This window comes from Pantoea dispersa (assembly GCF_019890955.1).
Taxonomy (GTDB): Bacteria; Pseudomonadota; Gammaproteobacteria; order Enterobacterales; family Enterobacteriaceae; genus Pantoea; species Pantoea dispersa.
The window spans coordinates 1,114,701-1,137,469 of record NZ_CP082346.1 but is presented as its reverse complement, the minus strand read 5'-3'; the positions used below and the strand labels follow the sequence as shown (position 1 = coordinate 1,137,469).

Annotated in this window: 21 protein-coding genes; 6 read left to right on the top strand and 15 right to left on the bottom strand. The window is 59.7% G+C overall.

Annotated features, from left to right (window positions below):
• Positions 1-14 precede the first annotated feature (14 nt).
• From K7H94_RS05185 to K7H94_RS05170, 4 genes are all read right to left on the bottom strand, one after another.
• A complete protein-coding gene (locus K7H94_RS05185; RefSeq protein WP_021506578.1) occupies positions 15-791 on the bottom strand; it encodes a DUF3750 domain-containing protein in 777 nt (258 codons plus the stop codon).
• Positions 792-914: 123 nt separating this feature from the next.
• Positions 915-1,679, bottom strand: a complete 765-nt coding sequence (locus K7H94_RS05180) for an SDR family oxidoreductase (RefSeq protein ID WP_222951748.1) — start codon at positions 1,677-1,679, stop codon at positions 915-917.
• 10 nt (positions 1,680-1,689) lie between these two features.
• On the bottom strand, positions 1,690-2,877 hold the full coding sequence (locus tag K7H94_RS22965; protein ID WP_245001400.1) for an arabinose transporter: 1,188 nt from the start codon (positions 2,875-2,877) through the stop codon (positions 1,690-1,692).
• Between the two features lie 53 nt (positions 2,878-2,930).
• On the bottom strand, positions 2,931-4,247 hold the full coding sequence (locus tag K7H94_RS05170; protein WP_222951747.1) for an amidohydrolase family protein: 1,317 nt from the start codon (positions 4,245-4,247) through the stop codon (positions 2,931-2,933).
• A gap of 140 nt (positions 4,248-4,387) precedes the next feature.
• On the opposite strand from K7H94_RS05170, the gene K7H94_RS05165 reads away from it, so the two are divergent.
• Positions 4,388-5,296, top strand: a complete 909-nt coding sequence (locus K7H94_RS05165) for a LysR family transcriptional regulator (RefSeq protein ID WP_136546898.1) — start codon at positions 4,388-4,390, stop codon at positions 5,294-5,296.
• Positions 5,297-5,302: 6 nt separating this feature from the next.
• Here the strand turns inward: K7H94_RS05165 and K7H94_RS05160 are convergent, their stop codons facing one another.
• From K7H94_RS05160 to K7H94_RS05150, 3 genes are all read right to left on the bottom strand, one after another.
• Positions 5,303-5,671: a hypothetical protein gene (locus K7H94_RS05160; RefSeq protein ID WP_222951746.1), complete on the bottom strand. Its 369-nt coding sequence runs from the start codon at positions 5,669-5,671 to the stop codon at positions 5,303-5,305.
• A gap of 125 nt (positions 5,672-5,796) precedes the next feature.
• A complete protein-coding gene (locus tag K7H94_RS05155) occupies positions 5,797-6,717 on the bottom strand; it encodes an NADP-dependent oxidoreductase (protein WP_215800755.1) in 921 nt (306 codons plus the stop codon).
• A 20-nt stretch (positions 6,718-6,737) separates the two neighbouring features.
• Complete coding sequence (locus tag K7H94_RS05150; protein WP_222951745.1) at positions 6,738-7,187, bottom strand: ester cyclase; 450 nt, start codon at positions 7,185-7,187, stop codon at positions 6,738-6,740.
• Positions 7,188-7,282: 95 nt separating this feature from the next.
• Here K7H94_RS05150 and K7H94_RS05145 point away from each other — a divergent pair, with 95 nt between their 5' ends.
• Positions 7,283-8,194 (top strand): LysR family transcriptional regulator, encoded by a 912-nt coding sequence (locus tag K7H94_RS05145; protein WP_222951744.1) that lies wholly within the window; start codon positions 7,283-7,285, stop codon positions 8,192-8,194.
• A gap of 113 nt (positions 8,195-8,307) precedes the next feature.
• Here the strand turns inward: K7H94_RS05145 and guaA are convergent, their stop codons facing one another.
• A complete protein-coding gene (guaA, locus tag K7H94_RS05140) occupies positions 8,308-9,888 on the bottom strand; it encodes a glutamine-hydrolyzing GMP synthase (RefSeq protein WP_021506569.1) in 1,581 nt (526 codons plus the stop codon).
• 72 nt (positions 9,889-9,960) lie between these two features.
• Positions 9,961-11,427: an IMP dehydrogenase gene (guaB, locus tag K7H94_RS05135; protein WP_021506568.1), complete on the bottom strand. Its 1,467-nt coding sequence runs from the start codon at positions 11,425-11,427 to the stop codon at positions 9,961-9,963.
• A 168-nt stretch (positions 11,428-11,595) separates the two neighbouring features.
• Between guaB and xseA the strand changes: the two genes are divergently transcribed.
• The 4 genes from xseA (at position 11,596) to K7H94_RS05115 (ending at position 14,713) form a co-directional block, all read left to right on the top strand.
• Entirely contained in the window at positions 11,596-12,963 is a 1,368-nt protein-coding gene (gene xseA, locus K7H94_RS05130; protein WP_058770878.1) for an exodeoxyribonuclease VII large subunit, read from the top strand.
• A gap of 125 nt (positions 12,964-13,088) precedes the next feature.
• Positions 13,089-14,102 carry a M4 family metallopeptidase gene (locus K7H94_RS05125; RefSeq protein ID WP_021506566.1) on the top strand — a complete coding sequence of 338 codons (1,014 nt, stop codon included), beginning with the start codon at positions 13,089-13,091 and terminating at the stop codon, positions 14,100-14,102.
• Positions 14,099-14,428 (top strand): protealysin inhibitor emfourin, encoded by a 330-nt coding sequence (locus tag K7H94_RS05120; RefSeq protein ID WP_021314501.1) that lies wholly within the window; start codon positions 14,099-14,101, stop codon positions 14,426-14,428. The genes K7H94_RS05125 and K7H94_RS05120 overlap by 4 nt, the downstream gene beginning before the upstream one ends.
• A 102-nt stretch (positions 14,429-14,530) precedes the next feature.
• Positions 14,531-14,713, top strand: a complete 183-nt coding sequence (locus K7H94_RS05115; RefSeq protein WP_071813581.1) for a con-10 family general stress protein — start codon at positions 14,531-14,533, stop codon at positions 14,711-14,713.
• An 86-nt stretch (positions 14,714-14,799) separates the two neighbouring features.
• Here K7H94_RS05115 and K7H94_RS05110 read toward each other — a convergent pair whose 3' ends face one another.
• The 6 genes from K7H94_RS05110 to hisS form a co-directional block, all read right to left on the bottom strand.
• Entirely contained in the window at positions 14,800-17,238 is a 2,439-nt protein-coding gene (locus tag K7H94_RS05110; RefSeq protein WP_021506565.1) for a glucose/quinate/shikimate family membrane-bound PQQ-dependent dehydrogenase, read from the bottom strand.
• 329 nt (positions 17,239-17,567) lie between these two features.
• Positions 17,568-17,795, bottom strand: a complete 228-nt coding sequence (locus tag K7H94_RS05105) for a zinc ribbon domain-containing protein (protein WP_088518031.1) — start codon at positions 17,793-17,795, stop codon at positions 17,568-17,570.
• An 84-nt stretch (positions 17,796-17,879) separates the two neighbouring features.
• Positions 17,880-19,370, bottom strand: a complete 1,491-nt coding sequence (gene der / locus K7H94_RS05100) for a ribosome biogenesis GTPase Der (RefSeq protein WP_021506563.1) — start codon at positions 19,368-19,370, stop codon at positions 17,880-17,882.
• Between the two features lie 176 nt (positions 19,371-19,546).
• Positions 19,547-20,728, bottom strand: a complete 1,182-nt coding sequence (gene bamB, locus K7H94_RS05095; protein ID WP_058758300.1) for an outer membrane protein assembly factor BamB — start codon at positions 20,726-20,728, stop codon at positions 19,547-19,549.
• Positions 20,729-20,747: 19 nt separating this feature from the next.
• Positions 20,748-21,365 carry a YfgM family protein gene (locus K7H94_RS05090; RefSeq protein ID WP_021506561.1) on the bottom strand — a complete coding sequence of 206 codons (618 nt, stop codon included), beginning with the start codon at positions 21,363-21,365 and terminating at the stop codon, positions 20,748-20,750.
• A gap of 39 nt (positions 21,366-21,404) precedes the next feature.
• Positions 21,405-22,679: a histidine--tRNA ligase gene (gene hisS / locus K7H94_RS05085; RefSeq protein ID WP_058770848.1), complete on the bottom strand. Its 1,275-nt coding sequence runs from the start codon at positions 22,677-22,679 to the stop codon at positions 21,405-21,407.
• Positions 22,680-22,769: the final 90 nt, after the last annotated feature.

Here is a 22,769-nt window from a genome sequence, read left to right as displayed (position 1 = left end):
GGCGCGGCGCTGTCTCAGGGCTTATCCTTCTGTAAATTATCCTGCCCCACCCCGCCGATAAACGGCAGCCGCAGGCGCAGCGGGGTGAAATCTAGCCCCAGATTCAGTCCCAGCAGATTCACCTCCACGCCCTCTTCCGCTCCCAGCGTGACGCCCAGCACGCCGAGCAGCGACAGCTGCACGCCGCGCCCGGATGGCGGCAGGCCAAGCGGATGCAGCAGCGAACGGAAATCCTTACCGATGGCATTGGCGGGCAAATCGAGCTTCAGCGCCGGCACTTCACGGCCAATGTGAGCGAGGAAGGTGTTGCTGTTGGGGCCCGGCCACGCATGATAGGTGTTGGGCCACGGATAGGATTGAATCGCCGCTTCAATCTGCGGGATCATCGCCTGCGCAGCCGCACCACGATGTGACACCAGCAAACGCGGACGCGCACCGTACCAGTAGCCGTCCGGCAGATTACTGTTGCGCCGCACTTTATCGCCGCTGCCCCAGCTGATCACCTCATAACGGTTGTAGCGGGTTTCTCCGGCGCGCTTAAAGATAATCCACGGATGCACGGCCACCGCGCCTTTCCAGCCGTAGGTCGGCGCAGCATACACCTGCACAATCGCCTCACTGGCGAAGCGCTGCGGATCCGGTGCCAGCCCGGCCGAATCACGCCGCGCCGTCGCCCAGCCACCGCGTTCGGTGGTGAACTCACCGCTGCGCGTCGCCTGCGCCAGGCTGGCCGCCAGCGACAGTAACACCACACAGAGAAAAGAGAGTAAAACAGCTTTAACAGGCAACATGCATGGGCATCCCGGTGGTGAAAAAACGCTCCCGCCATGATGCGCCGAAACGGTAGCGTCTGTATTCACCAACTATGCGGTGGACAAAAAATGCGTTGCGGTGCTCGGTCAGCTGATTTTTCCTTAGTCAGGCAGGGCGATACCACTGATATCGGCGCATATCGCCAGCAACTGCTGCTGCAGCCGTGGATTGCGCGCCTGCGGATTAGCCGCCAGCGCCTGACGGTGATAAAAATACTCTCCGCTGACCCGCGCCTCATCGGCGGTGGCTAACCACACCTGGGTACGATGCGCCTGATCAAGATCGTCGGGTGCCCCGGCACCGCCCATTTTGGTCGGCACCCAGCCTGGCTCCAGCGCGTTGCTGTATACCTGCGGCCAGCGCCGGGCGATGGCAAACGCCAGTATGGCATCATGCAGTTTACTCTCAGCATAAGCCTGCGAAGCGTGCCAGCGCCGCCGCCGCCACAAAATATCATACAGGTTAGCTTCGGCATGATGATGCATGCCGGAGCTGAGGTAAATCAGCCGCTGCGGCCGTTCAATCAACGCCGTAAGAATATAGGGTGCCAGCGTGTTGATGGCGAACAGATGCGGCAGGCCATCTGCGGTTAACTGATAAGGCTCGCGATAGCCAACCGCCACGTTGTGGATCACCGCATCAAATCTGCCGAGCGCATTAACCTGCTGCGCCACACTGCGGGCGCCGGCGATGGTTATCACGTCGCCGCTGACCACGGCTTCAGCCTGCGGTAGCGCCTCCTGCGCGGCGCGGGCACGCGCGGCGTTGCGTCCGTGCAGCACCACCTGATGGCCCTGCTCAACCAGCAGTTCAGCCGCCATCAGCCCGAGGCCGGTGGATGAACCGGAAATAAAAATACGTGACATGGAAAACTCCTTAAGCGTGAAGTGAAGCGGCGCGCGATGTCAGCGCCAGCAGCGCACCGAGCAGCGCACAGGCCGCACCAAACAGATAGACGGCGGCATAGCTGAAGTGGCTGGCGATGGCACCGGCAATCGGTCCGGAAATACCATAAGCGATGTCGAGAAAAGCAACGAAGGCGCCCATGGCGCTGCCGCGACTGGCCGGCGGCACGCGCTTCAGCGCCTCCACGCCGAGGGCGGGAAAGATCAGCGCACAGCCAAGACCGGTAATCAGCGCGCCAGTGAGCGCCAGCGTTTCGTCAGGCGCAAACCACAGCAGCATCTGCCCCAGCGCCTCCACCAGCAGTGAATAAGCCGCCACGCGGTAGCCACCAATGCGATCCGGCAGATGTCCCAGCACCAGGCGCACGGCGATAAAACCAATGCCAAACGCGGTCATCACCCAGCCGGCCAGCTGCCAGTGGCGCGCGGCGAAGTAGAGCGAGGCGAAGGCCGTCAGGCCGGCCAGTCCGACGCCCTGCAGCATCAGGCCACAGCCTTCACGCCAGATGCGGCCAATCACCCGATAGAACGGCAAACGTGTTCCCCCGACCACGCGATAACCGCTGGCAGCCGTGGCGATGAGCGCCGCCAGCAGCGGAGCCGCGATGCAGGCCAGCATTGCCGCCGCTAAGCCGACGTGCTGATACAGCATCATACCGGCAGGGGCACCGAGCGACAGCGCGGCAAACATGGCGATACCGGTCCAGGACATCGACAGACCGGCACGCTGTGGCCCGACCGAGGCGATTGACCAGGCCACGCAGCCGGTGACGAACTGGCTTTCGCCCATGCCCGCCGCCAGCCGTCCGGCAATCACCAGCGCCAGACTGACCGCCGGTGAAAAGCTCGGCAGTGCGGCCAGCCAGTAAAGCACGCCAGCCAGCGCGCACACCGCCGCGCCCTGCAGCGCCGAGCGCTTACCGCCAACACGATCGGTCAGTTGACCGGCGTAACCGCGCGTCAGCACGGTGGCAACAAACTGTATCCCGATCACCAGCCCGACCCACAGGTTGCTGAAACCGAGATGCTGATGGATAAACAGCGGGATTACCGGCAGCGGCAAGCCGACCGCCAGATAACCGCAAAACAGCGCGGCAATCACGCCGGTCGCCGGTCGCGACAAATGCGCAGCTTCAGCCTGCGCGCTTAATGCAGACATAACAGCCTCCATAAATGAACAGACAGCGCGGCAGGCCGCCGCGCTGCGGAAAATCAGGCAAACAAAGGATGGTGATAGCCGCTGGCATTCAGCAGATAGTCGCGCGAAGCGGTGATTTCCGCGTTCAGCTGTGCCACATCGACGTTGAGCAACTGACCATGACGTTTACGCAGTTCACCCGCCACCATCACGGTATCAACATCGGCGCGTTGCACCGCCTGCACCACCGTTGCCGTCACGCTGGTCAGCGGGAAAACGCCGATACCATCGGTGCGCAGCATAATAACGTCGGCCTGTTTACCTGGCGTGAGCGTGCCCGTTTGCTGCTCCAGCCCGGCCGCACGCGCGCCGTTAATCGTTGCCGACTGCAGTACGGCTTCCACGCTAATCGGTGCCGGTGCGTCGCTTTCGCCCCGGAAGCGGCGATAGCGCATCGCTGAGCGCTGCTGGTTAAACAGCGCCTGCATTTCACCGAACAGATCGCTGCCGAAGGCGGTATCGAGATCGATACCAAGCGCCGGCGTCATTCCGCGATCGACCGCCTGCTGCCAGGCAAAGCTGTCGTCGTCGAAACCAAACAGCGCATCCGAACGCGGATTCACGGTAATGTTGACGCCCGCGTCCGCCAGCTGCTGCCAGGTGTGCGCCGGTACGCGCGTACAGTGGTTGAAAATGTTGTGCGGACCCAGCAAGCCGGCTTCGGCAAACTCCGCCGGCAGCTGCGCCAGGTCACCAATAAACTCAGTGAGAATGCGCATATCCAGCTCGCGCGCCACGCGCCACCACGCCAGATTGAGCTGACCAAACAGGCCAACCTGCACGCGACTGCCGGCGTGATTCCAGCGGCTGGCGAGACGGGCCAGATCGCCCGGCAGATGATCGCTGGAAGCCTGCTTATCCATTGCTGCGCCAACCATGTGCAGCGCACGAATCCCGCTCTCCTGCAGCGCATCGAGCGCCGCATCGGTATGCGCCGGACTGCGTGAACTGTGGCAGGCATCAATCACCGTGGTGATGCCGGCATCCAGGCATGCCAGCGCCGTCAGCCGGGTGCTGAGGTACATATCCAGCGGACGGTAATGCGCGCCGAGCGTTTCTGCCACCACATCGATATAGACAAACAGGTCGTCAACGTTGGGCATCAGGCGGCGCATCGCACCGAGCCACATATGGTGATGCGCATCTACCAGGCCAGGCATCACGATATGGCCGCGGGCATCAATCACCTGCGCATCATCGGCGGAAAGGTTTTCCCCCACGGCGGCAATACGCTCGTCCTCAATCAGCACATCGCCACAGACGAGGTCGGGCACGCTGGCGTCCAGCGTCAGGATAGTGCCGCCTTTAAAAAGGGTGCGCCGTACAGTCATAACATTCTCCTCAAAAGGGATCAGGAATCCGGCGGTCAGTGCCGGTCGCGTTTCGGAGCACACAATAAGTTGCAGCGCATTTTTGATAAAGGTAGGCTCAGGCAAATGATCTTTGCTAAAAATCAAAGATGGAGAACAGGATGAGTTTTGATGGCCGACTATTATCCGGCATGAGCGTGCTGGCAGCCGTGGTTGAAGCCGGCAGCTTCAGCCGCGCCGGTGAGGTGCTAGGGTTGTCCGCCTCGGGCGTCAGCCGGGCGATTTCACGACTGGAACAGCGTCTCGGCGTGCGCCTGCTGGATCGCACCACCCGCACCCTGCATCTCACCAGCGAAGGTGCCAGCCTGTATGAGCGGGCGGCGCCGCATCTGGAAGGGATTGAAGAAGCAGCAAACTACGTTTCCGGCGCCGCCGTGACGGTGCGCGGTACGCTGCGCGTGAGCCTCAATCCGCTGTTTTCCCGCTATGTGCTGGCGGCAAAGCTGCCGCTGCTGCGTGCCCGTTATCCGCATCTGGAACTGACGATTTTGCAGCAGCCCGATGTGGGCGATTTGGTAGCAGAAGGTATTGATGTTGCGGTGCGTTTCGGGCCGCAGCCGCCGTCCACCATGACCTCACGCCTGCTGTTACAAACGCGCGTCCTGACGGTGGCCGCCCCGGACTATCTGGCGCGCTGTGGCCGCCCGACGCAGCCGCAGCAGCTGACTGAGCACAATTGTCTGCAATACATCGATCCGCGCAGCAATAAGCCCTTTAGCTGGGAGTTTCATCGTGGCACGCAGCGGCTGACGGTCGCCACCCACGGCCATCTGACCACCACCGATCCGGATTTAATGGTACAGGCGTGCGTCGGCGGTGCCGGCGTAGCCCAGGTGCTGGCGCTGAGCGTGCAACATCTGATCGCCAGCGGTGAACTGGTCGAACTTTTCCCCGACTGGCCTGACGAAACCTATCCGCTGTTTATCACCCGGCCTTCGCGCCGTCTGGCCCCGGCGGCGGTGGAGGCATTTCTCGGGTTTTGCCTGGAGATTTGTGCGGAACAGAGCTGACGCAAATTACCGATTATCCTCAGCGCGTGTTTGCCGGTAATAGCCCACCAGCTGAACGATGAAGGTGAGCGTCGCGAGTAAAAACAGTATCCCACCCAGGGGAATGGTGCCGAGCAGGAACCAGCCCATGACGCCTAATTCATACAGCAACTGGCCGCGATCTTCTCCCAGGATGTAACAGGGATGCACGTTGCCTTCGTCCAGCTGGCAGCCCGCCAGACTGGCGACATATCCGGCGCCCATCGCGCAGATCAGCGGCAGAAACGCGAGAAAAGCCGTACCGCACAGCATCGCAAGATAGAGAATGATGATGGATGTCAGCGAGCGTTTGCCAGGTGGTGCGCGCTTGCCCGCGGCTCTGAGATTAAACAGCACGTTTCCTCCTGAAGCCTCTGCCGTTAACGCCAGATTATTAACACATCCTTATCCCCTGCGACAGACCGGTAAACAAACGCCCGCGGGGTAGCGGGCGCGTTTTTACTGCGACATGACGCCGGGCGTTAAGGGTTGGCGCGGATAATCACTTTGCCGCGCGCATGGCCGGTCGCCACCTTCTCCAGTGCGGAGCGTGCATCATCCAGCGAAAAGATAGCGTCGGTGATGATCTGTAACTGCCCGGCCTGGAACAGGCTGCTCGCCCGGGCAAGATACGGCGTCGCGCTGGCGAAGAAGACAAACTCGCCGTGCTGGCTGCCGACGGGCGTGATGCCAAACTCCACCAGCGTGGCAATGCGCCCGCCGGCGCGCAGCACGGACCAGGAGCGGCTCAGCGTTTCGCCGCCGACGCTGTCTATCACCAGGTCGATATCGCGCGTCGCTGCAAAGTCCTGCGTGCGGTAGTCAATTACTTCATCGGCGCCCAGACTGGTCACCAGCGCGTGGTTTTTCGCCGATGCCGTGGCGATGACATAAGCGCCCGCCTGATGCGCCAGCTGGACGGCCATGCTGCCGACGCCACCCGCTGCGGCGTGAATCAGCACGCGCTCGCCGCGCTGCAGCTGGCCCACATCGAACAATGCCTGCTGCGCGGAGCCAAACGCGGTAGGCAGCGCCGCGGCCTGTTCGGCGCTCATCGCTGCCGGGACAAGGCATACGTCATCGGCGGCGATTACCAGGCTTTGTGCAAAAGCCCCGCCTGCACCCGGTGGCGTGCGCCCGAACACGCGATCGCCCGGTTTTAAATGGCTCACGCGCTCGCCAGCTGCCGTAATCACGCCGCAGAAATCCATGCCCGGCACGTAAGGCAGATCCACCGGGAAAACCTGCTGCATGTGCCCTGAGATGATTTTCACATCCAGCGGGTTAACGCTCGCCGCTTCAACCTGCACCGTCACCTCATCCGGACTGGCGGCGCGTAATTGACGTTCGCCAATCGTCAGCACATCGGCGGTGCCAAACGTATCAATCAATGCTGCTTTCATTATCAACTCTCCGGTCTGATTCAGGCTTGTGGCGGAAACTGGCCAAGCTGGAGGAACAGGCCAAACCAATCTTCCATGTGCCAGGTGGTGATCAGACGGCCGTCCTCCAGCGCATGGAACTCATGCAGACGGAAGCTCACTTTCTTGCCGGTCGGCGCGATACCGAAAATTTCGCCGAGATGGGTGCCGCTGATTTCCGCCCGCGCCGCGATGCGGCCAGGTTCCTGAATCATGTCATGCACCACGATCTGCACGTCCGGAAAAGCCTGCGCCAGCATGCGAATGATCGGCTTGATGCCTTCCGGTCCGGCAACTTGTCCTGGCGCCAGCGGAATGTCTTCCCATGACGGAGCCAGCACGCTATCGACCAGATCGGGGTTGTTGTCGCTGAAGGCCTGATAGAGCGTCTCTACCGCCTGTCGTTCAATTTTGAGCCGTTGTACGTATTCTGATTCTGCTGCTGGATTCATCGTTATTCACTTTCAGGTGGGGGTTGGTTGTGGAATTTTGCGCAGCGCCCTAAAATTCGTCCAACAAATATTCAATATGAGTGATTATTTGCTGTATGGATTTTCATGGCATCGATCTCAATCTGTTAGTGGCTTTTGACGCGCTGATGAACGAGCGCAACGTCACGCGGGCGGCAACCCAGGTGGGCGTCAGCCAGCCGGCGATGAGTGCCGCTTTGTCACGGTTACGCACCCTGTTCGGTGACCCGCTGTTCATGCGCAGCGCGGAGGGTTTACTGCCAACAGCGCGTGCGCGCGATCTGTCCGGCCCCATCGCCGGGGCGTTGCGCCAGCTCGAAGCGACGCTGGTGGCAAAGCCCGCATTTGCAGCGGAAAAAGCGCAAATAAACTTCAAACTGGGCGTGTCGGAGTATCCGGCTTTCGTGTTGCTGCCTTCGTTAATGCAGGCGCTACAGGACGTCGCCCCCGGCGTGTCATTGAATGTGCAGGCGTTTACCAACCGCGATCACGCGGTCGATTTGTTAGATGCCGGCGCGATTGATGTCGCCATCGGCGTCATGCCTACCCACAGCGATAGCCGCATCATCTCCCGGCCGGTATTGCGCGACGAATTCGTCACCATCGTCGCCAGCAACCATCCGGCGGCCAGACGCGGCATGAATATGGAGAGCTACCTGGCGCTGCCGCATATTCTGGTCTCGCCGGAAGGTGAACTGTACGGCCTGGTTGATCAGGTGCTGGCGCAGCAGGGTAAAAAGCGCCGGCTGGGGCTGACGGTCCAGCAGATGTTTACGGTGCCGTCTATCGTGGCGCAAACCCACATGACGGCGACCGTGATGAAGCGCGTGGCGCTGCATGCGCAGGCCAGTCGCCAGCTGGTACTGTTCCCTCCCCCGCTGTCGTTGCCCGAAATGGTGTTCAACCTGATCTGGCACCGGCGCAGCGACGCGCATCCCGCCCAGCAGTGGTTCAGAGAATTTATTGAACAACAGGCGGCACGGCTGTAGGCGCTGTATCTGAATTCTGCGCGGATCGGGCGATGCGAAAGATGGCAGGATAAAAAAGCCCGCAGTTACGCGGGCTTTGAGGCTTCAGGTGCTGGCGGTTGCCAGTGCGGGCGTTACTCCCACTCAATCGTCGCAGGCGGTTTACCTGAAATATCATAAACCACGCGTGAAATGCCGTTCACTTCGTTGATGATGCGGTTGGAGACGCGGCCGAGGAAGTCGTACGGCAGGTGCGCCCAGTGGGCCGTCATGAAGTCGATGGTTTCGACAGCACGCAGGGAAACTACCCAGTCGTATTTACGGCCATCGCCCATCACGCCGACGGAGCGCACCGGCAGGAACACGGTAAAGGCCTGGCTGACTTTGTTGTACAGATCGGCTTTGCGCAGCTCTTCGATAAAGATGGCATCAGCACGGCGCAGCAGGTCGCAGTACTCTTTCTTCACTTCACCCAGTACGCGCACGCCCAGACCCGGGCCCGGGAAGGGATGGCGGTACAGCATGTCGTAAGGCAGGCCGAGTTCCAGACCGATTTTACGCACTTCATCTTTGAACAGCTCTTTCAGCGGCTCAACCAGGCCCATCTTCATCTCTTTCGGCAGACCGCCCACGTTGTGGTGCGATTTGATCACGTGCGCTTTACCGGTAGCTGAAGCCGCCGACTCAATCACGTCCGGATAGATGGTGCCCTGCGCCAGCCACTTCACGTCGGTCAGCTTCAGCGCTTCTTCGTCGAACACTTCCACGAACACGCGGCCGATGATCTTACGTTTGGCTTCCGGATCGTTCTCGCCCGCCAGCGCGTCGAGGAAGCGCCCTTCTGCCGCAACGTGCACGATGTTCAGACCAAAGTGGTCGCCGAACATGTCCATCACCTGCTCAGCTTCATTCAGACGCAGCAGTCCGTTATCGACGAACACACAGGTCAGGCGCTCGCCAATCGCGCGGTGCAGCAGCATCGCGGTCACGGATGAGTCCACGCCGCCGGACAGGCCGAGAATCACACGGTCTTCACCCACCTGCTCACGGATGCGCTCTACCGCATCTTCGATGATTTTGGCTGGCGTCCACAGCGCTTCACAGCCGCAGATGTCGCGCACAAAACGCTCCAGCATGCGCAGGCCCTGACGCGTGTGCGTCACTTCCGGATGGAACTGCACGCCGTAGAAACGCTTCTCTTCGTTGGCCATGATGGCAAACGGGCAGCTTTCGGTGCTGGCAACCGTCACGAAGTCTGCCGGGATCGCCGTGACTTTGTCACCGTGGCTCATCCACACGTCGAGCAGCGGTTTGCCCGCCGCGCTGATGGCATCTTCGATATCACGCACCAGCGCGCTCGGGGTTGTCACTTCAACCTGCGCATAACCAAATTCACGCTCGTTCGAGCCTTCAACCTTACCGCCCAGCTGCATCGCCATGGTCTGCATGCCGTAGCACACGCCCAGCACCGGCACACCGGCGTTGAACACATATTCTGGCGCGCGCGGGCTGTTGTGCTCGGTGGTGCTTTCCGGACCACCGGACAGGATGATGCCGTTCGGGTTGAACTGGCGGATTTGCTCTTCGGTGACATCCCACGCCCAGAGTTCGCAGTAGACGCCCAGCTCACGCACGCGGCGCGCGACCAGCTGCGTATACTGAGAACCAAAATCGAGGATCAAAATACGATGTTTATGAATATTTTCAGTCGTCATTGAGGCGTTTCCATTGGGATGGACTTAATAATAAAAGCGCCCGGCTGGAACCGGGCGGGAAATCTTACGGGATTATGAACCCATGCGGTAGTTCGGTGACTCTTTGGTGATGGTCACATCGTGTACGTGGCTTTCGTTAATGCCGGCGCCGCTGATGCGCACGAACTCGGCTTTGGTACGCAGATCGTCGATGGTCGGGCAACCGGTCAGGCCCATGCAGGAGCGCAGGCCGCCCATCTGCTGGTGCACGATCTCTTTCAGGCGGCCTTTATAGGCAACGCGCCCTTCGATACCTTCCGGCACCAGTTTGTCGGCGGCGTTATCGCTCTGGAAGTAACGGTCAGACGAGCCTTTGGACATCGCGCCCAGTGAACCCATCCCGCGGTAGGATTTGAACGCACGGCCCTGGTAGAGCTCGATTTCGCCCGGCGATTCTTCGGTACCGGCCAGCATGGAGCCAACCATTACCGCCGACGCACCCGCGGCGATGGCTTTGGCGATGTCGCCAGAGAAGCGGATACCGCCGTCAGCGATGACCGGAATACCGGTACCTTCCAGCGCTTCAACCGCGTCGGATACCGCCGTGATCTGCGGTACGCCAACGCCGGTAACGATACGGGTAGTACAGATGGAGCCCGGGCCAATGCCCACTTTCACCGCGCTCACGCCCGCGTTAGCCAGCGCCAGTGCGCCTGCACCGGTCGCCACGTTGCCGCCGATGATTTCGAGGTCCGGATATTTTGCGCGGGTTTCACGGATACGCTGCAGCACGCCTTCGGAATGGCCGTGCGAGGAGTCGATCAGCAGTACGTCAACGCCCGCAGCGACCAGCGCATCAACGCGCTCTTCGTTGCCGGCACCGGCACCCACCGCGGCACCGACGCGCAGACGACCCTGCGCATCTTTACAGGCGTTAGGTTTACGCTCGGCTTTCTGGAAATCTTTAACGGTAATCATGCCCAGCAGGTGGAAGCTGTCGTCAACAACCAGCGCTTTCTCGACGCGTTTTTCGTGCATTTTCTGCAGCACGACTTCACGCGCTTCACCCTCTTTCACCGTCACCAGGCGCTCTTTCGGCGTCATGACCGCGGTCACCGGCAGCGTCATATCGGTCACGAAGCGCACGTCACGACCGGTAATGATGCCCACCAGCTCGTTGTCGGCGTTAACCACCGGGTAACCGGCGAAGCCGTTACGTTCGGTCAGCTCTTTCACCTCGGCCAGCGTGGTGGTTGGCAGCACGGTCTGTGGCTCCGTTACGACGCCGCTTTCGTGTTTTTTCACCTTGCGAACTTCATCCGCCTGGCGCTCAATCGACATGTTTTTGTGGATAAAGCCCAGACCGCCTTCCTGCGCCAGCGCAATCGCCAGACCGGCTTCGGTCACGGTGTCCATCGCTGCAGACAGCATAGGAATGTTGAGACGGATGTTTTTGGTCAGTTGGGTGCTGAGATCGGCCGTGTTGGGTAAAACAGTGGAGTGAGCGGGAACGAGCAGGACGTCGTCAAATGTGAGGGCTTCTTTCGCGATTCTTAACATTGCAATATCTCCACCTGGGGCGTTTAAAACAGATAAAATATTGCCGCGGCATTATACAGGCCGAAATCGGTTGCCTCCAGTGTTTTTTCGGAAAAAGTCTTGATCCTCCGGGGCAGGCATGTAGTATCGGTTAATTAACCCTCTGATTTGAAATTTGATCCTCATCACATGTCGCTACCGCCAACCGCCAATATTTTTACTGTCAGCCGCCTGAACACCACGGTGCGTCAACTGCTGGAAAATGAGATGGGCCTGGTGTGGCTCAGCGCTGAAATTTCCAATTTCACTCAGCCCGCTTCCGGTCACTGGTACTTCACCCTGAAGGACGATGGCGCGCAGGTGCGCTGTGCCATGTTCCGCAACAGTAATCGACGCGTCAGCTTTCGCCCGCAGCACGGTCAGCAGGTGCTGGTGCGTGCCAGCATCACGCTGTATGAGCCGCGCGGCGACTATCAGCTGATTATCGAAAGCATGCATCCGGCCGGTGAAGGGCTGCTGCAGCAACAGTTTGAGCAGCTGAAAGCCCGGCTGGCGGCGGAGGGGCTGTTCGACCAGCAGTTTAAACAACCGCTGCCGGAGCCGGCGCGCCAGGTGGGCGTGATCACCTCCGCCACCGGCGCGGCATTACACGACGTGCTGCGCGTGCTGCATCGCCGTGATCCCTCGCTGCCGGTGGTGATCTATCCAACCGCAGTGCAAGGCGTTGATGCGCCCGCCGCCATCGTGCGCGCCATCGAGCTGGCCAACCAGCGTGACGAGTGCGACGTGCTGATCGTCGGTCGCGGCGGCGGTTCACTGGAAGATCTGTGGAGCTTCAACGACGAGCGCGTGGCGCGGGCCATCTTTGCCAGCCGCCTGCCAATCGTCAGCGCCGTTGGGCATGAAACCGATGTCACCATCGCCGACTTTGTTGCCGATCTGCGCGCGCCGACGCCTTCTGCCGCTGCCGAACTGGTGAGCCGCAACCAGATCGAGCTGCTGCGCCGTTTGCAGTCTCAGCAGCAGCGCATGGAGATGGCGATGGACTATTACGTGGCGCAGCAGCAGCGCCGCTTCACCCGGCTGCAGCATCGTCTGCAACAGCAGCATCCGCAGCTGCGCCTGGCACGCCAGCAAACCACGCTGATCCAGCTGCAGCGTCGTCTGCAGGAAGCGGCCGATCAGCGGCTGCGCCTGGCGCATCGCCAGCAGGATCGCCTGCTGCAGCGCCTGCAATCCCAGCAGCCGCAGGGACGTATTCTGCGCGCTCAGCAGCAGTTACAGCAGTGGCACTACCGGCTGCAGCAGGGCATGGAAAAACAGCTCAATCACAGCCGGCAGCGTTTTGGTACGCTGGCAGCACAGCTGGAAGGCGTGAGTCCGCTGGCGACGCTGGCGCGCGGCTTTAGCGTCACCACCGATGCTCAGGGCCAGGTGGTGAAAAAGACCCGTCAGCTGCATACCGGCGATCTGCTGCGTACCCGGCTGGATGATGGCTGGGTGGAGAGTCAGGTGACGGCGTTACAACCACAGAAGACGCGCAGCCGTAAGGCGTGATAATCTTTTCAGCCGCATAAATGGTTGATAACCCCCCGTAAATCGCGCGTGCTGCAGACGCAGCGGCGCGCGATTGATAAGCGGGTCTATACTTTCTGACATACCCATCCGTCAGGGAGTCCGACATGCCTTACAGCGTTATTCCTCCGTATATTCTGCGAAACATCATCGATAACTGTTCCGGCGCACAGCAGGATTACGCGCGGCGCACCCTCACCCACGTGCAACAGCTGATGGCGGAACATCCTCACACCGCCAGCGCAGCCAGCACCGCGCAGCCCGGCAGTGTTTTGCGTGCTATCTACGACGCGGGTAATACGCAAAATCTGCCCGGCACCTTGATCCGTGAAGAAGGCCAGCCCGGTAACGGTGACGTCGCCGCCGACGAAGCGTGGAACTATCTCGGCATCACCTATGATTTCTACTGGCAGATCTACCAGCGCAACTCGCTGGACAACAAAGGCCTGAAACTGGATGGCACCGTGCATTACGGCAAGGAGTACCAGAACGCCTTCTGGAATGGCCAGCAGATGGTATTTGGCGACGGCGACGGTGAGATCTTCAATCGCTTTACCATTGCCATCGATGTGGTCGCGCACGAGCTGACGCACGGCGTGACCGAAACCGAAGCCGGGCTGATTTACTTCCAGCAGGCAGGTGCGCTCAACGAATCGATGTCCGATGTGTTCGGCTCGCTGGTGAAGCAGTATCACCTTAAGCAAAGCGCCGACCAGGCCGACTGGATCATCGGCGAAGGGCTGCTGGCGGCGGGTATTAAGGGCAGCGGCCTGCGCTCGATGTCCGCGCCCGGTACCGCCTATGACGATCCGCTGCTCGGCAAAGATCCGCAGCCTGCCGATATGGATCACTATATCGACACGCGCGAAGACAACGGCGGCGTGCATCTTAACTCCGGCATTCCCAATCGCGCCTTCTATCTGGCGGCGACCGCGCTGGGCGGCTTTGCCTGGGAACGGGCCGGTCAGGCATGGTACGACACGCTGTGCGACAAGGAACTACCGCAGGATGCCGACTTCAGCACCTTTGCGCGCTTTACCGTACAGCATGCCGCAAAACGTTTTGATAATACGGTGGCACAGGCGATCCAGTCCGCGTGGCACGAGGTAGGTGTAAGGTGAATATTCAGCTGACCGATGACGCCATCATTGAGCTGGCGCGTGAAGGCGGCATTGCATTTATCCCCGGCCTGCGCAGCGAGCGGCGATTTGCGCTGGCGCAGTTGCCGGAACCGCAAAAACAGCGCGTGTGCAACGTGCTGGAGCAGGCGCTGCCACTCGGCGAGCCGGAGGAACAGGCCGCCAGCATCGGGCGCGGCGACCAGCGCTATTTCCGCATCCAGATTAGCTACGCAACTCACCGCGAAGCCGGAACGATTGTGATTCTGATTCCGGAAAACGTTGCGCCTCCTGAACTGCAGGCGCTGTGGCGCGATGGCGAAGAATAACTTAGACAGTTCCCACAGCATCGCCGTAACTAACTGACTATACTGGATAACGTGGCTAGCTAGTCCACATCAAAGAAAATACCCTTAGATGAGGTCTCTGCTATGACACAAACCAAGCAACGAGGCGGTGCCGGGAACTTTGCAGAGGACCCGGAGCGCGCCAGGGAAGCCGGTAGCGCGGGCGGCAAAGTCAGTGGGGGCAATTTCAGGAACGATCCTGAGAGAGCCAGGGAAGCTGGAAGAAAAGGAGGTCAAAAAAGCCGTCGCCCCTCTAAGCAGAAGTAAGTAAGGATCCTTACAGGAAGGAGTACGCCACGGACGGTTAATAAAAAAGGCCGACATCATGATGTCGGCCTTTCTTTTACTGCGGCTTACTTGCTGTCGGGCAGCGCGTAAGCAATCACGTAATCACCGCGATCCGGCGACTGACGCGCACCGCCTGCGGAGATCAGGATGTACTGTTTGCCGGTTTTCGGCGAAACATAGCTGATTGGTCCGCCCTGGCTACCCACCGGCAGACGTGCTTTCCACACTTCTTTACCGGTTGAGCTATCAAAGGCGCGCAGGTAGTAATCCTGGGTGCCGGCAATAAATACCAGACCGCCCTGCGTTGCCAGCGTACCGCCCAGCGTCGGCATACCGACCGGCATCTGCGCATGCATTTTAATACCAAACGGACCGGTATCCTGCACCGTACCCACCGGCACCTGCCACACAATCTGACGGGTCTTCATGTCGATGGCCGACAGCGTACCGAACGGCGGTGCCTGGCATGGAATGCCCAGCGGCGACATGAAGCGGTTTTTGTTTACTGCATACGGCGTGCCTTTCAGCGGTACCGCACCCATACCGGTGTTGATGGCTTCACCGCCGTTGCTGGCAGCTGATTTGGTGGTGTCCTGCGGAATCATCTGCACCCACAGGCCGAGACGCATATCGTTAACGAACATGTACTGGTTGTTCGGATCGAACGAGATGCTGCCCCAGTTCATGCCACCGAGCGAGCCCGGGAAGCTGAGCGAAACATCGGTGTCCGGCACGGTGAACAGGCCGTCATAACGCATGCCTTTAAAAGCAATACGGCAAGCCAGCTGGTCAAACGGCGTGGCGCCCCACATGTCTGACTCGGTCAGTTTCTGATTGCCAATGTTTGGCATTTCTACCGAGTGCGGCTGAGTTTTGGTGTACTGCTCGTTCGGGATATGGCCCTGCGGCATCGGCAGCTCTTCAACTTTGGTCAAAGGCTTGCCGGTCAGGCGATCCAGCACCCAGATCATGCCGGTTTTCCCGCCGATCACCACCGCAGGTTTGGTGGTGCCGTCCTTCATCGGGAAGTCCACCAGGCTCGGCTGCATTGGCAGGTCGAAGTCCCACAGGTCATTGTGGACCGTCTGATACACCCACTTCTCTTTACCGGTGGTGGCATCCAGCGCCAGCACCGACGCGCCATATTTGTGATCCAGCGCGGTACGGTTGGCACCCCACAGGTCCACCGACGAACTGCCCATCGGCAGGAACACGGTGTTCATCGCCGGATCGTAAGAGATTGGCGCCCATGAGTTTGGCGTGCTGCGGGTGTAATCCTGACCTGGCATCAGTACGGCATTTGGATCTTCATTGCCCGGGTCAAACGCCCAGCGCATCTGACCGGTGATGACGTCGAAGCCACGCAGAACGCCGCCAGGCATGTCTGTCTGTACGTTATCCGCGACGCGACCGCCCACCACGACCGTGGTGCCCGCTACCTGCGGCGGCGAGGTCAGCTGATACTGCGGGTCCGGCGCGCTGCCGAGACCTTGCTTCAGATCGACCACACCGTGGTTACCGAAGTTTTCACACAGCTCGCCGTTATCGGCGTTGATGGCAATCAGACGCGCATCGATAGTGTTCATCAGGATGCGACGCTGGCAGCTATCGCCCGCCGCCAGCGTTACCGCTGGCACCGGCGTGGAGCCCGGCTGCGTTGGCTGCTGTACCGGTTTGGTGGCATCAAAGTACGCCAGACCACGGCAGCGGTTCCACACCTGCGCCTGCGCATTGATTTCGCGCTTCCAGATCTGCTTACCGCTATCGGCTTCCACCGCAATTACGTTGTTGTGCGGCGTACACAGATACAGGGTGTTACCCACCTGCAGTGGCGTTTCCTGATCTTCTGCACCGTTACCGGTCGGGCTGATCGGCGTGTCGCCGGTATGGAACGTCCAGGCAACCTGCAAGTCTTTCACGTTGTCGCGGGTAATCTGGTCGATAGCGGCAAAACGGTCACCCTGCGGCGTACGGCCGTAGCTGCTCCAGTCCTGCTGCGGTTTGCTTTTATCTACCGGGATCAGCGGCAGCTGCTTGCCGGTGAAAGCCACAGTCGGATGCGGCTGGAACATCTGGACAAAGGTGACCACCATACCAACGGCAATCACCGCCGACAGCGCATACGAAAGCTTCGCCAGCGAGGCCTTGCCTTCACGCTTACGCAGCGCCGGCCAGGTAATAAACGCCAGCACCATCAGGCCAGCCGGCACCATCAGGCGCGACACCAGCGGCCAGAACTGCCAGCCAGCATCGTACAGCGCCCAAATCAGCGTACCGGCGAAGACCAGAATGAACAGCGTAACCGCCGAGGATTTACGGCGAAAGAACTGAATCGCCGACAGTAACATGACGATACCGGCAATGAGGAAGTACCAGCTGCCGCCCAGGGCCACCAGTTTACCGCCACCGATCGCGAAGAACAGGCCGATCGCCAGCAGGACCAGTCCGAATAACACGGACCAGAGACTCAACCCTTTACCGGGACGAGCGGAATTTTCTGCCATAACACAAACTCTCCTGAAAAAATAACGCGTGGCGGCCGGAATGCGGGAGCAGCCGGTCAATGTCTTCCTGACTGAGCAGGAACAGGAAGTTATCCGTTACGCTTTATTTTATATCTGTTGGTACGGGAGCTACGCCCGTTATGCAGCGCTTGTGAGCGAGGCCGCAGGATCAACATCCGCTGGCATTCGCGACAAGGCGGGCAGGATTGTACCATCCGGTACAATTAAAAGTGAACATCCATAACGCGGTAGTTACTGGGCAATAGCATTTTTGCTACAAACGCAGCGCGAAGCGAGCAGCCAGCACCACTTCGCGCTATCGCAAACCCTCATTCCATGACGTCTTCCGGGCGATAATGCACGCGCCTGCTGGAGATCAGGCCGTGACCGTGGGTACAGAAATAATCTATGGCACCGCACGCTTTTAGCACCTGCAGCGGCTGCTGGCAGTCGGGACAGCAGGCCAGCGCGGTGAAATGACGCTGGCAGTGCGGGCAGTCGAAGCGTTGTTCGCTGTAAGTGAGCAGTTGCTGACAGTGAGGGCACGGGGTGAGCATGATGACTCCGGAATCGTGGCTGAGGATCGTGATAAACCGGATGTTACGCCAAAAAAAGAGGGCCCATCCGGGCCCTCATCATGTTTAGCGTTTGTTTTTCTTCAGATGCGATATCAGACGCTTACGCTTACGCTGCTGGGTTGGCGTCAGCAGGTTGCGTTTGCCCGCATACGGGTTATCACCCTCTTTAAACTGGATGCGAATCGGCGTTCCCATCACGTTCAGCGAGCGGCGGAAGTAGTTCATCAGGTAACGCTTGTAGGAATCCGGCAGATCCTTCACCTGATTACCGTGAATCACCACAATCGGCGGGTTATAACCACCGGCATGCGCATATTTGAGTTTCACGCGGCGGCCACGCACCAGCGGCGGCTGATGGTCATCAGCAGCCATGTTCATGATACGTGTCAGCATGGAGGTATTTACGCGTTTGGTCGAGCAGTCGTACGCTTCGGTCACGGATTCGAACAGGTTGCCCACGCCGCTGCCGTGCAGTGCCGAGATAAAGTGCACGCGCGCGAAGTCGATAAAGCCGAGACGGAAGTCCAGCGTCTCTTTCACTTCATCTTTAATCTCCTGCGACAGGCCATCCCACTTGTTGACCACAATCACCAGTGAGCGCCCACTATTCAGGATAAAGCCGAGCAGCGACAGGTCCTGATCGGAAATGCCCGCGCGCGCGTCAATCACGAGCATCACCACGTTGGCATCTTCAATCGCCTGCAGCGTTTTGATGACGGAGAATTTTTCCACCGTATCAGTGATTTTGCCGCGCTTACGCACGCCCGCGGTATCAATCAGAATGTACTCGCGGTCATCACGCTCCATCGGAATGTAGATGCTGTCGCGCGTGGTGCCCGGCATGTCGTACACCACCACACGGTCTTCACCGAGGATACGGTTGGTGAGCGTTGACTTACCTACGTTCGGACGCCCGACAATCGCCAGTTTGATCGGCAGACCGGTCGGATCGAAGGCTTCTTCCTCTTCTTCCTCCAGCGCTTCACCGTTCTCTTCGGCGGCTAACGCGGCCCAGTAGGCTTCGTTTTCGTCCTCTTCGCTGACTTCCCGCGGCGCGATGTCATCCATCCACGGCAGCAGCGCGGTTTCCAGCAGGCTGGTGACGCCACGACCGTGCGACGCGGCAATCGGGTGAATCTCACCCAGGCCGAGCGCGTAGAAGTCCAGCACCGCAGCATCCGGATCGAGACCGTCAGTTTTGTTGGCAACGAGGAACGTCGCTTTATCGCGCGAACGCAGATGATTGGCGATCTGCTGATCCGCCGGCATGACGCCAGCACGCGCATCAACTAAAAACAGCACCACATCGGCCTCTTCAATCGCCAGCAGCGACTGTTCCGCCATGCGGTTTTCCACGCCTTCCTCGGTGCCATCAATACCGCCGGTATCGATAACAATAAATTCGCGCCCTTCCACTTCGGCGCGACCATATTTGCGATCGCGAGTCAGTCCAGGGAAATCGGCCACTAACGCATCACGTGTGCGCGTTAAGCGGTTAAACAGCGTGGATTTCCCCACATTGGGACGCCCAACCAGCGCGACCACAGGTACCATAACACTTGCCTCAGTTTTAAAAATAAATCGCCCGAATGGCGTGATTATAACGGCATTTGCCGTCAGGTTCAGGCCGCAGGCGCCAAGAATATCATGCCTGACTAAAAACAGAACGGCCCCTGACGAATCAGGAGCCGTATCAATGCGTGCGAAACGCTGCCCGTCGGGCCATCGCCTTAACGGGTGATGGCGTAGACCTCACCGCCTTTCGCCTGGATCAGCAGCTTGTCACCGGCCACGACCGGCTCGGTCTGGAAGCCGTCGCTGTCCAGTTTCTGCTGCGCCACGAAGCGGCCGTCCAGGGTGTTGATCCAGTGCACGTAGCCTTCGCTATCGGCGACCACCAGGTAACCGTTGAACAGCACCGGAGACGTCAGGTTACGGTGCAGCAGATCGCTCTGACGCCAGATCGCCACGCCGCCATCGGCGTTGAGCGCAATCACGCGGTCATCCTGATCCACCAGATAGATGCGACCGGCATCGACGATCAGATCTTTGACGCCGCCGATTTCACGCTTCCACAGAATCTGACCGGAACGCAGATCCAGCGCCGTCAGGTTACCGTTGTAGGCCAGCGCATAGACCACGCCATTGACGATCACCGGCGTGGTGTCGACATCGTTAAGACGATCGATCTCGGTCGCACCGCTTGGCTGGGAGATACGCTGCTGCCAGATCAGCTGGCCCTGGTTCATGATCACCGCGCTGACGCGACCGTTATCACCGCCAACAATCGCGCCACCGAACGCCACCGCAGGCGCCGATTCACCGCGCAGCGACAGCGCTGGCATATCCAGGTTCACGCTCCATTTCACCGCGCCGCTGCTCTGATCGAGCCCCTGCAGCATACCGTTGCTGGTGTGAATCAATACCAGACCATCGCTGACCACCGGACGCGACAGCGCTTCGCCAGCCACTTTGGTCTGCCAGGCAATGCTGCCGTCGCTGCTGTTCAGGGCAAATACCTGTCCCCGCTCGCTACCGATGTAGAGGCGATCGCCATTGGCCGTGATACCGCCAGACAGCAGTGCCGAAATATTTTTCGAGAAGAAGCCGGTCTTCTCAGAGAGGTTCACTTTCCACTTCTCTTTGCCGTTGCTGGCGTCGAGCGCTTTCACGATACCGAAGCGGTCGGCGGCATACACGGTGCCGTCCTGCCAGGCGGGATGCAGATTGGAGTAGAAATCACCCACGCCGTCACCGACCGAGGTGCTCCACGCGGTTTCCGGCGTGAACTGGTTTTCAACCTTCGGCAGCGGGGCCATTTTCACTACATCTTCTTCGCCGCTGAACAGCGAGCAACCGCTGAGCAGAGTGACTGACATCAGCCCTGGCAGCAGGTATTTACGTAATTCCATATGCGCTCTCTTGACTGGCTTAACTTAAGTTATTCATCTTCATCTGCAGCATCTGCTTCAGCGCAGGAGAAGCCTGCGATTCCGCACCTTTGCTCCAGGCATCGCGGGCGCCCTGCTTATCGCCTTTGCTCAGCAGTGCTTCGCCACGAATGTCCGCCACAATGGCTGTCCAGCCATCACCCTTCACATTGTTCAGGGTAGTAAGGGCGGCATCGGCCTGATTTTGCTGCAGTTGAATGCGTGCCAGACGCAGGTTGATCACCGCCTGCAGATTGGCATCTTTGGTGTCTTTCAGCCCGCTCTGTAACAGCGTGATGGCTTTGTCTAACTGGTTGGCGGCAACGTACTGTTTAGCCAGATCCAGCGCGGCCAGCGCACCGTAGGTGTTGTTGTTCTCGCTGGCGAAGCTGGCAACCGCTTCCAGCGTCTGCGGCTTGTCTGCCTGCATGGCACTGGTCAGCTGCTGATACTGCGCCGACGCGGCTTTGTCCGCTCCTTCCTGATGGCTGCTCCAGAAACGCCAGCCACCCAGCGCAGCGATACCGACGATGACCCCGACCGCCAGCGCTTTGCCATTATTGGCAAAGAAGCGACGCAGCGCATCAACCTGTTCGTTTTCGTTGCTGTAAACTTCCACGCAATCCCTCTCCTTAAAATGCCTGTTGCAGTGCTGCGCTTACTGCAGCAGCGTGTGCAGCGTCGCGGCGGCGTCGCTCTGCGCCAGCGTCTGCTGATCGCCGGTGCGCAGGTCTTTAATCACCACCTGGCCCGCTTTCACTTCGTCTTCGCCCAGCACCAGCGCAATGCGTGCGCCCCACTTGTCTGCACGGGCAAACTGCTTCTTGAAGTTACCGCCGCCGAAGTTGGTCATCAGCTTCAGCGCCGGGTCGGCATCACGCAGTTTTTCCGCCAGTTGCATCGCGGCGGACTGCACGCCCTGCCCCGAAGCGATAACATAGACATCAACAATGCGCGTCGGTTCAAATTCCGGATTCACCGCCTGCACCAGCAGCACCAGACGCTCGAGCCCCATGGCAAAACCGACCGCCGGTGTCGCGCGGCCGCCCAGTTGCTCCACCAGACCATCATAGCGACCGCCGCCGCACACGGTGCCCTGCGAGCCGAGGCTGCTGGTCACCCATTCGAACACGGTGCGGTTGTAGTAGTCGAGGCCGCGCACCAGGCGCTGATTGATGCGATATTTGATGCCGGCATCGTCGAGCAGCGCGCACAGGCCGCTGAAGTGTTCACGTGACTCCTCGTCGAGGAATTCACCCAGCGTCGGCGCGTCGTTCAGCAGCGTCTGAATATCCGGATTTTTGCTGTCCAGCACGCGCAGCGGATTGGTATACATGCGGCGTTTGCAATCTTCGTCCAGCACCTCTTTATGCTGTTCGAGGAAGGCCACCAGCGCGCTGCGGTAGTTGGCGCGTGCTTCCAGTGAACCGATGGAGTTCAGTTCCAGCTCAACGTGGTCAGCAATACCCAGCGCTTTCCACCAGCGATGGGTCAGCATGATCAGCTCGGCGTCCACGTCCGGCCCCTGCAGGCCAAACACTTCCACACCCATCTGGTGGAACTGGCGATAGCGCCCCTTCTGCGGACGCTCGTAGCGGAACATCGGACCGATGTACCACAGGCGCTGCTCCTGATTGTACAGCAGACCATGTTCGATACCGGCGCGCACGCAGCCTGCGGTGCCTTCCGGACGCAGCGTCAGGCTCTCGCCGTTGCGGTCTTCAAAGGTGTACATCTCTTTTTCAACCACGTCGGTGACTTCACCGATCGCGCGGCTGAACAGTGGGGTTTGCTCGACGATTGGCAGACGGATTTCACTGTAGCCGTAGCTGGCCAGCACCTGCTTCAGAGTGCCCTCAATACGCTGCCAGATGGCGGTATCTGCCGGCAGGTAATCGTTCATCCCGCGAATCGCTTGAATATTCTTCGCCACGTTAGAATCTCTTAATACAAAAAAACCTGTCCGGCATCATACCTTATGAGGATGAAACCGCACAGGTTCAATCACAACTGGCGTGCGCCG

Coding starts and splice junctions, on each gene's coding strand:
- K7H94_RS05105 (WP_088518031.1), bottom strand. CDS start 17,795: ATGCTCACCCCGTGCCCTCACTGTCAGCAACTGCTCACTTACAGCGAA.
- der (WP_021506563.1), bottom strand. CDS start 19,370: ATGGTACCTGTGGTCGCGCTGGTTGGGCGTCCCAATGTGGGGAAATCC.
- bamB (WP_058758300.1), bottom strand. CDS start 20,728: ATGGAATTACGTAAATACCTGCTGCCAGGGCTGATGTCAGTCACTCTG.
- K7H94_RS22965 (WP_245001400.1), bottom strand. CDS start 2,877: ATGTCTGCATTAAGCGCGCAGGCTGAAGCTGCGCATTTGTCGCGACCG.
- K7H94_RS05145 (WP_222951744.1), top strand. CDS start 7,283: ATGGATTTTCATGGCATCGATCTCAATCTGTTAGTGGCTTTTGACGCG.
- K7H94_RS05165 (WP_136546898.1), top strand. CDS start 4,388: ATGAGTTTTGATGGCCGACTATTATCCGGCATGAGCGTGCTGGCAGCC.
- K7H94_RS05125 (WP_021506566.1), top strand. CDS start 13,089: ATGCCTTACAGCGTTATTCCTCCGTATATTCTGCGAAACATCATCGAT.
- K7H94_RS05185 (WP_021506578.1), bottom strand. CDS start 791: ATGTTGCCTGTTAAAGCTGTTTTACTCTCTTTTCTCTGTGTGGTGTTA.
- K7H94_RS05155 (WP_215800755.1), bottom strand. CDS start 6,717: ATGAAAGCAGCATTGATTGATACGTTTGGCACCGCCGATGTGCTGACG.
- K7H94_RS05170 (WP_222951747.1), bottom strand. CDS start 4,247: ATGACTGTACGGCGCACCCTTTTTAAAGGCGGCACTATCCTGACGCTG.
- guaA (WP_021506569.1), bottom strand. CDS start 9,888: ATGACGACTGAAAATATTCATAAACATCGTATTTTGATCCTCGATTTT.
- K7H94_RS05110 (WP_021506565.1), bottom strand. CDS start 17,238: ATGGCAGAAAATTCCGCTCGTCCCGGTAAAGGGTTGAGTCTCTGGTCC.
- K7H94_RS05115 (WP_071813581.1), top strand. CDS start 14,531: ATGACACAAACCAAGCAACGAGGCGGTGCCGGGAACTTTGCAGAGGAC.
- xseA (WP_058770878.1), top strand. CDS start 11,596: ATGTCGCTACCGCCAACCGCCAATATTTTTACTGTCAGCCGCCTGAAC.
- guaB (WP_021506568.1), bottom strand. CDS start 11,427: ATGTTAAGAATCGCGAAAGAAGCCCTCACATTTGACGACGTCCTGCTC.
- K7H94_RS05180 (WP_222951748.1), bottom strand. CDS start 1,679: ATGTCACGTATTTTTATTTCCGGTTCATCCACCGGCCTCGGGCTGATG.
- K7H94_RS05150 (WP_222951745.1), bottom strand. CDS start 7,187: ATGAATCCAGCAGCAGAATCAGAATACGTACAACGGCTCAAAATTGAA.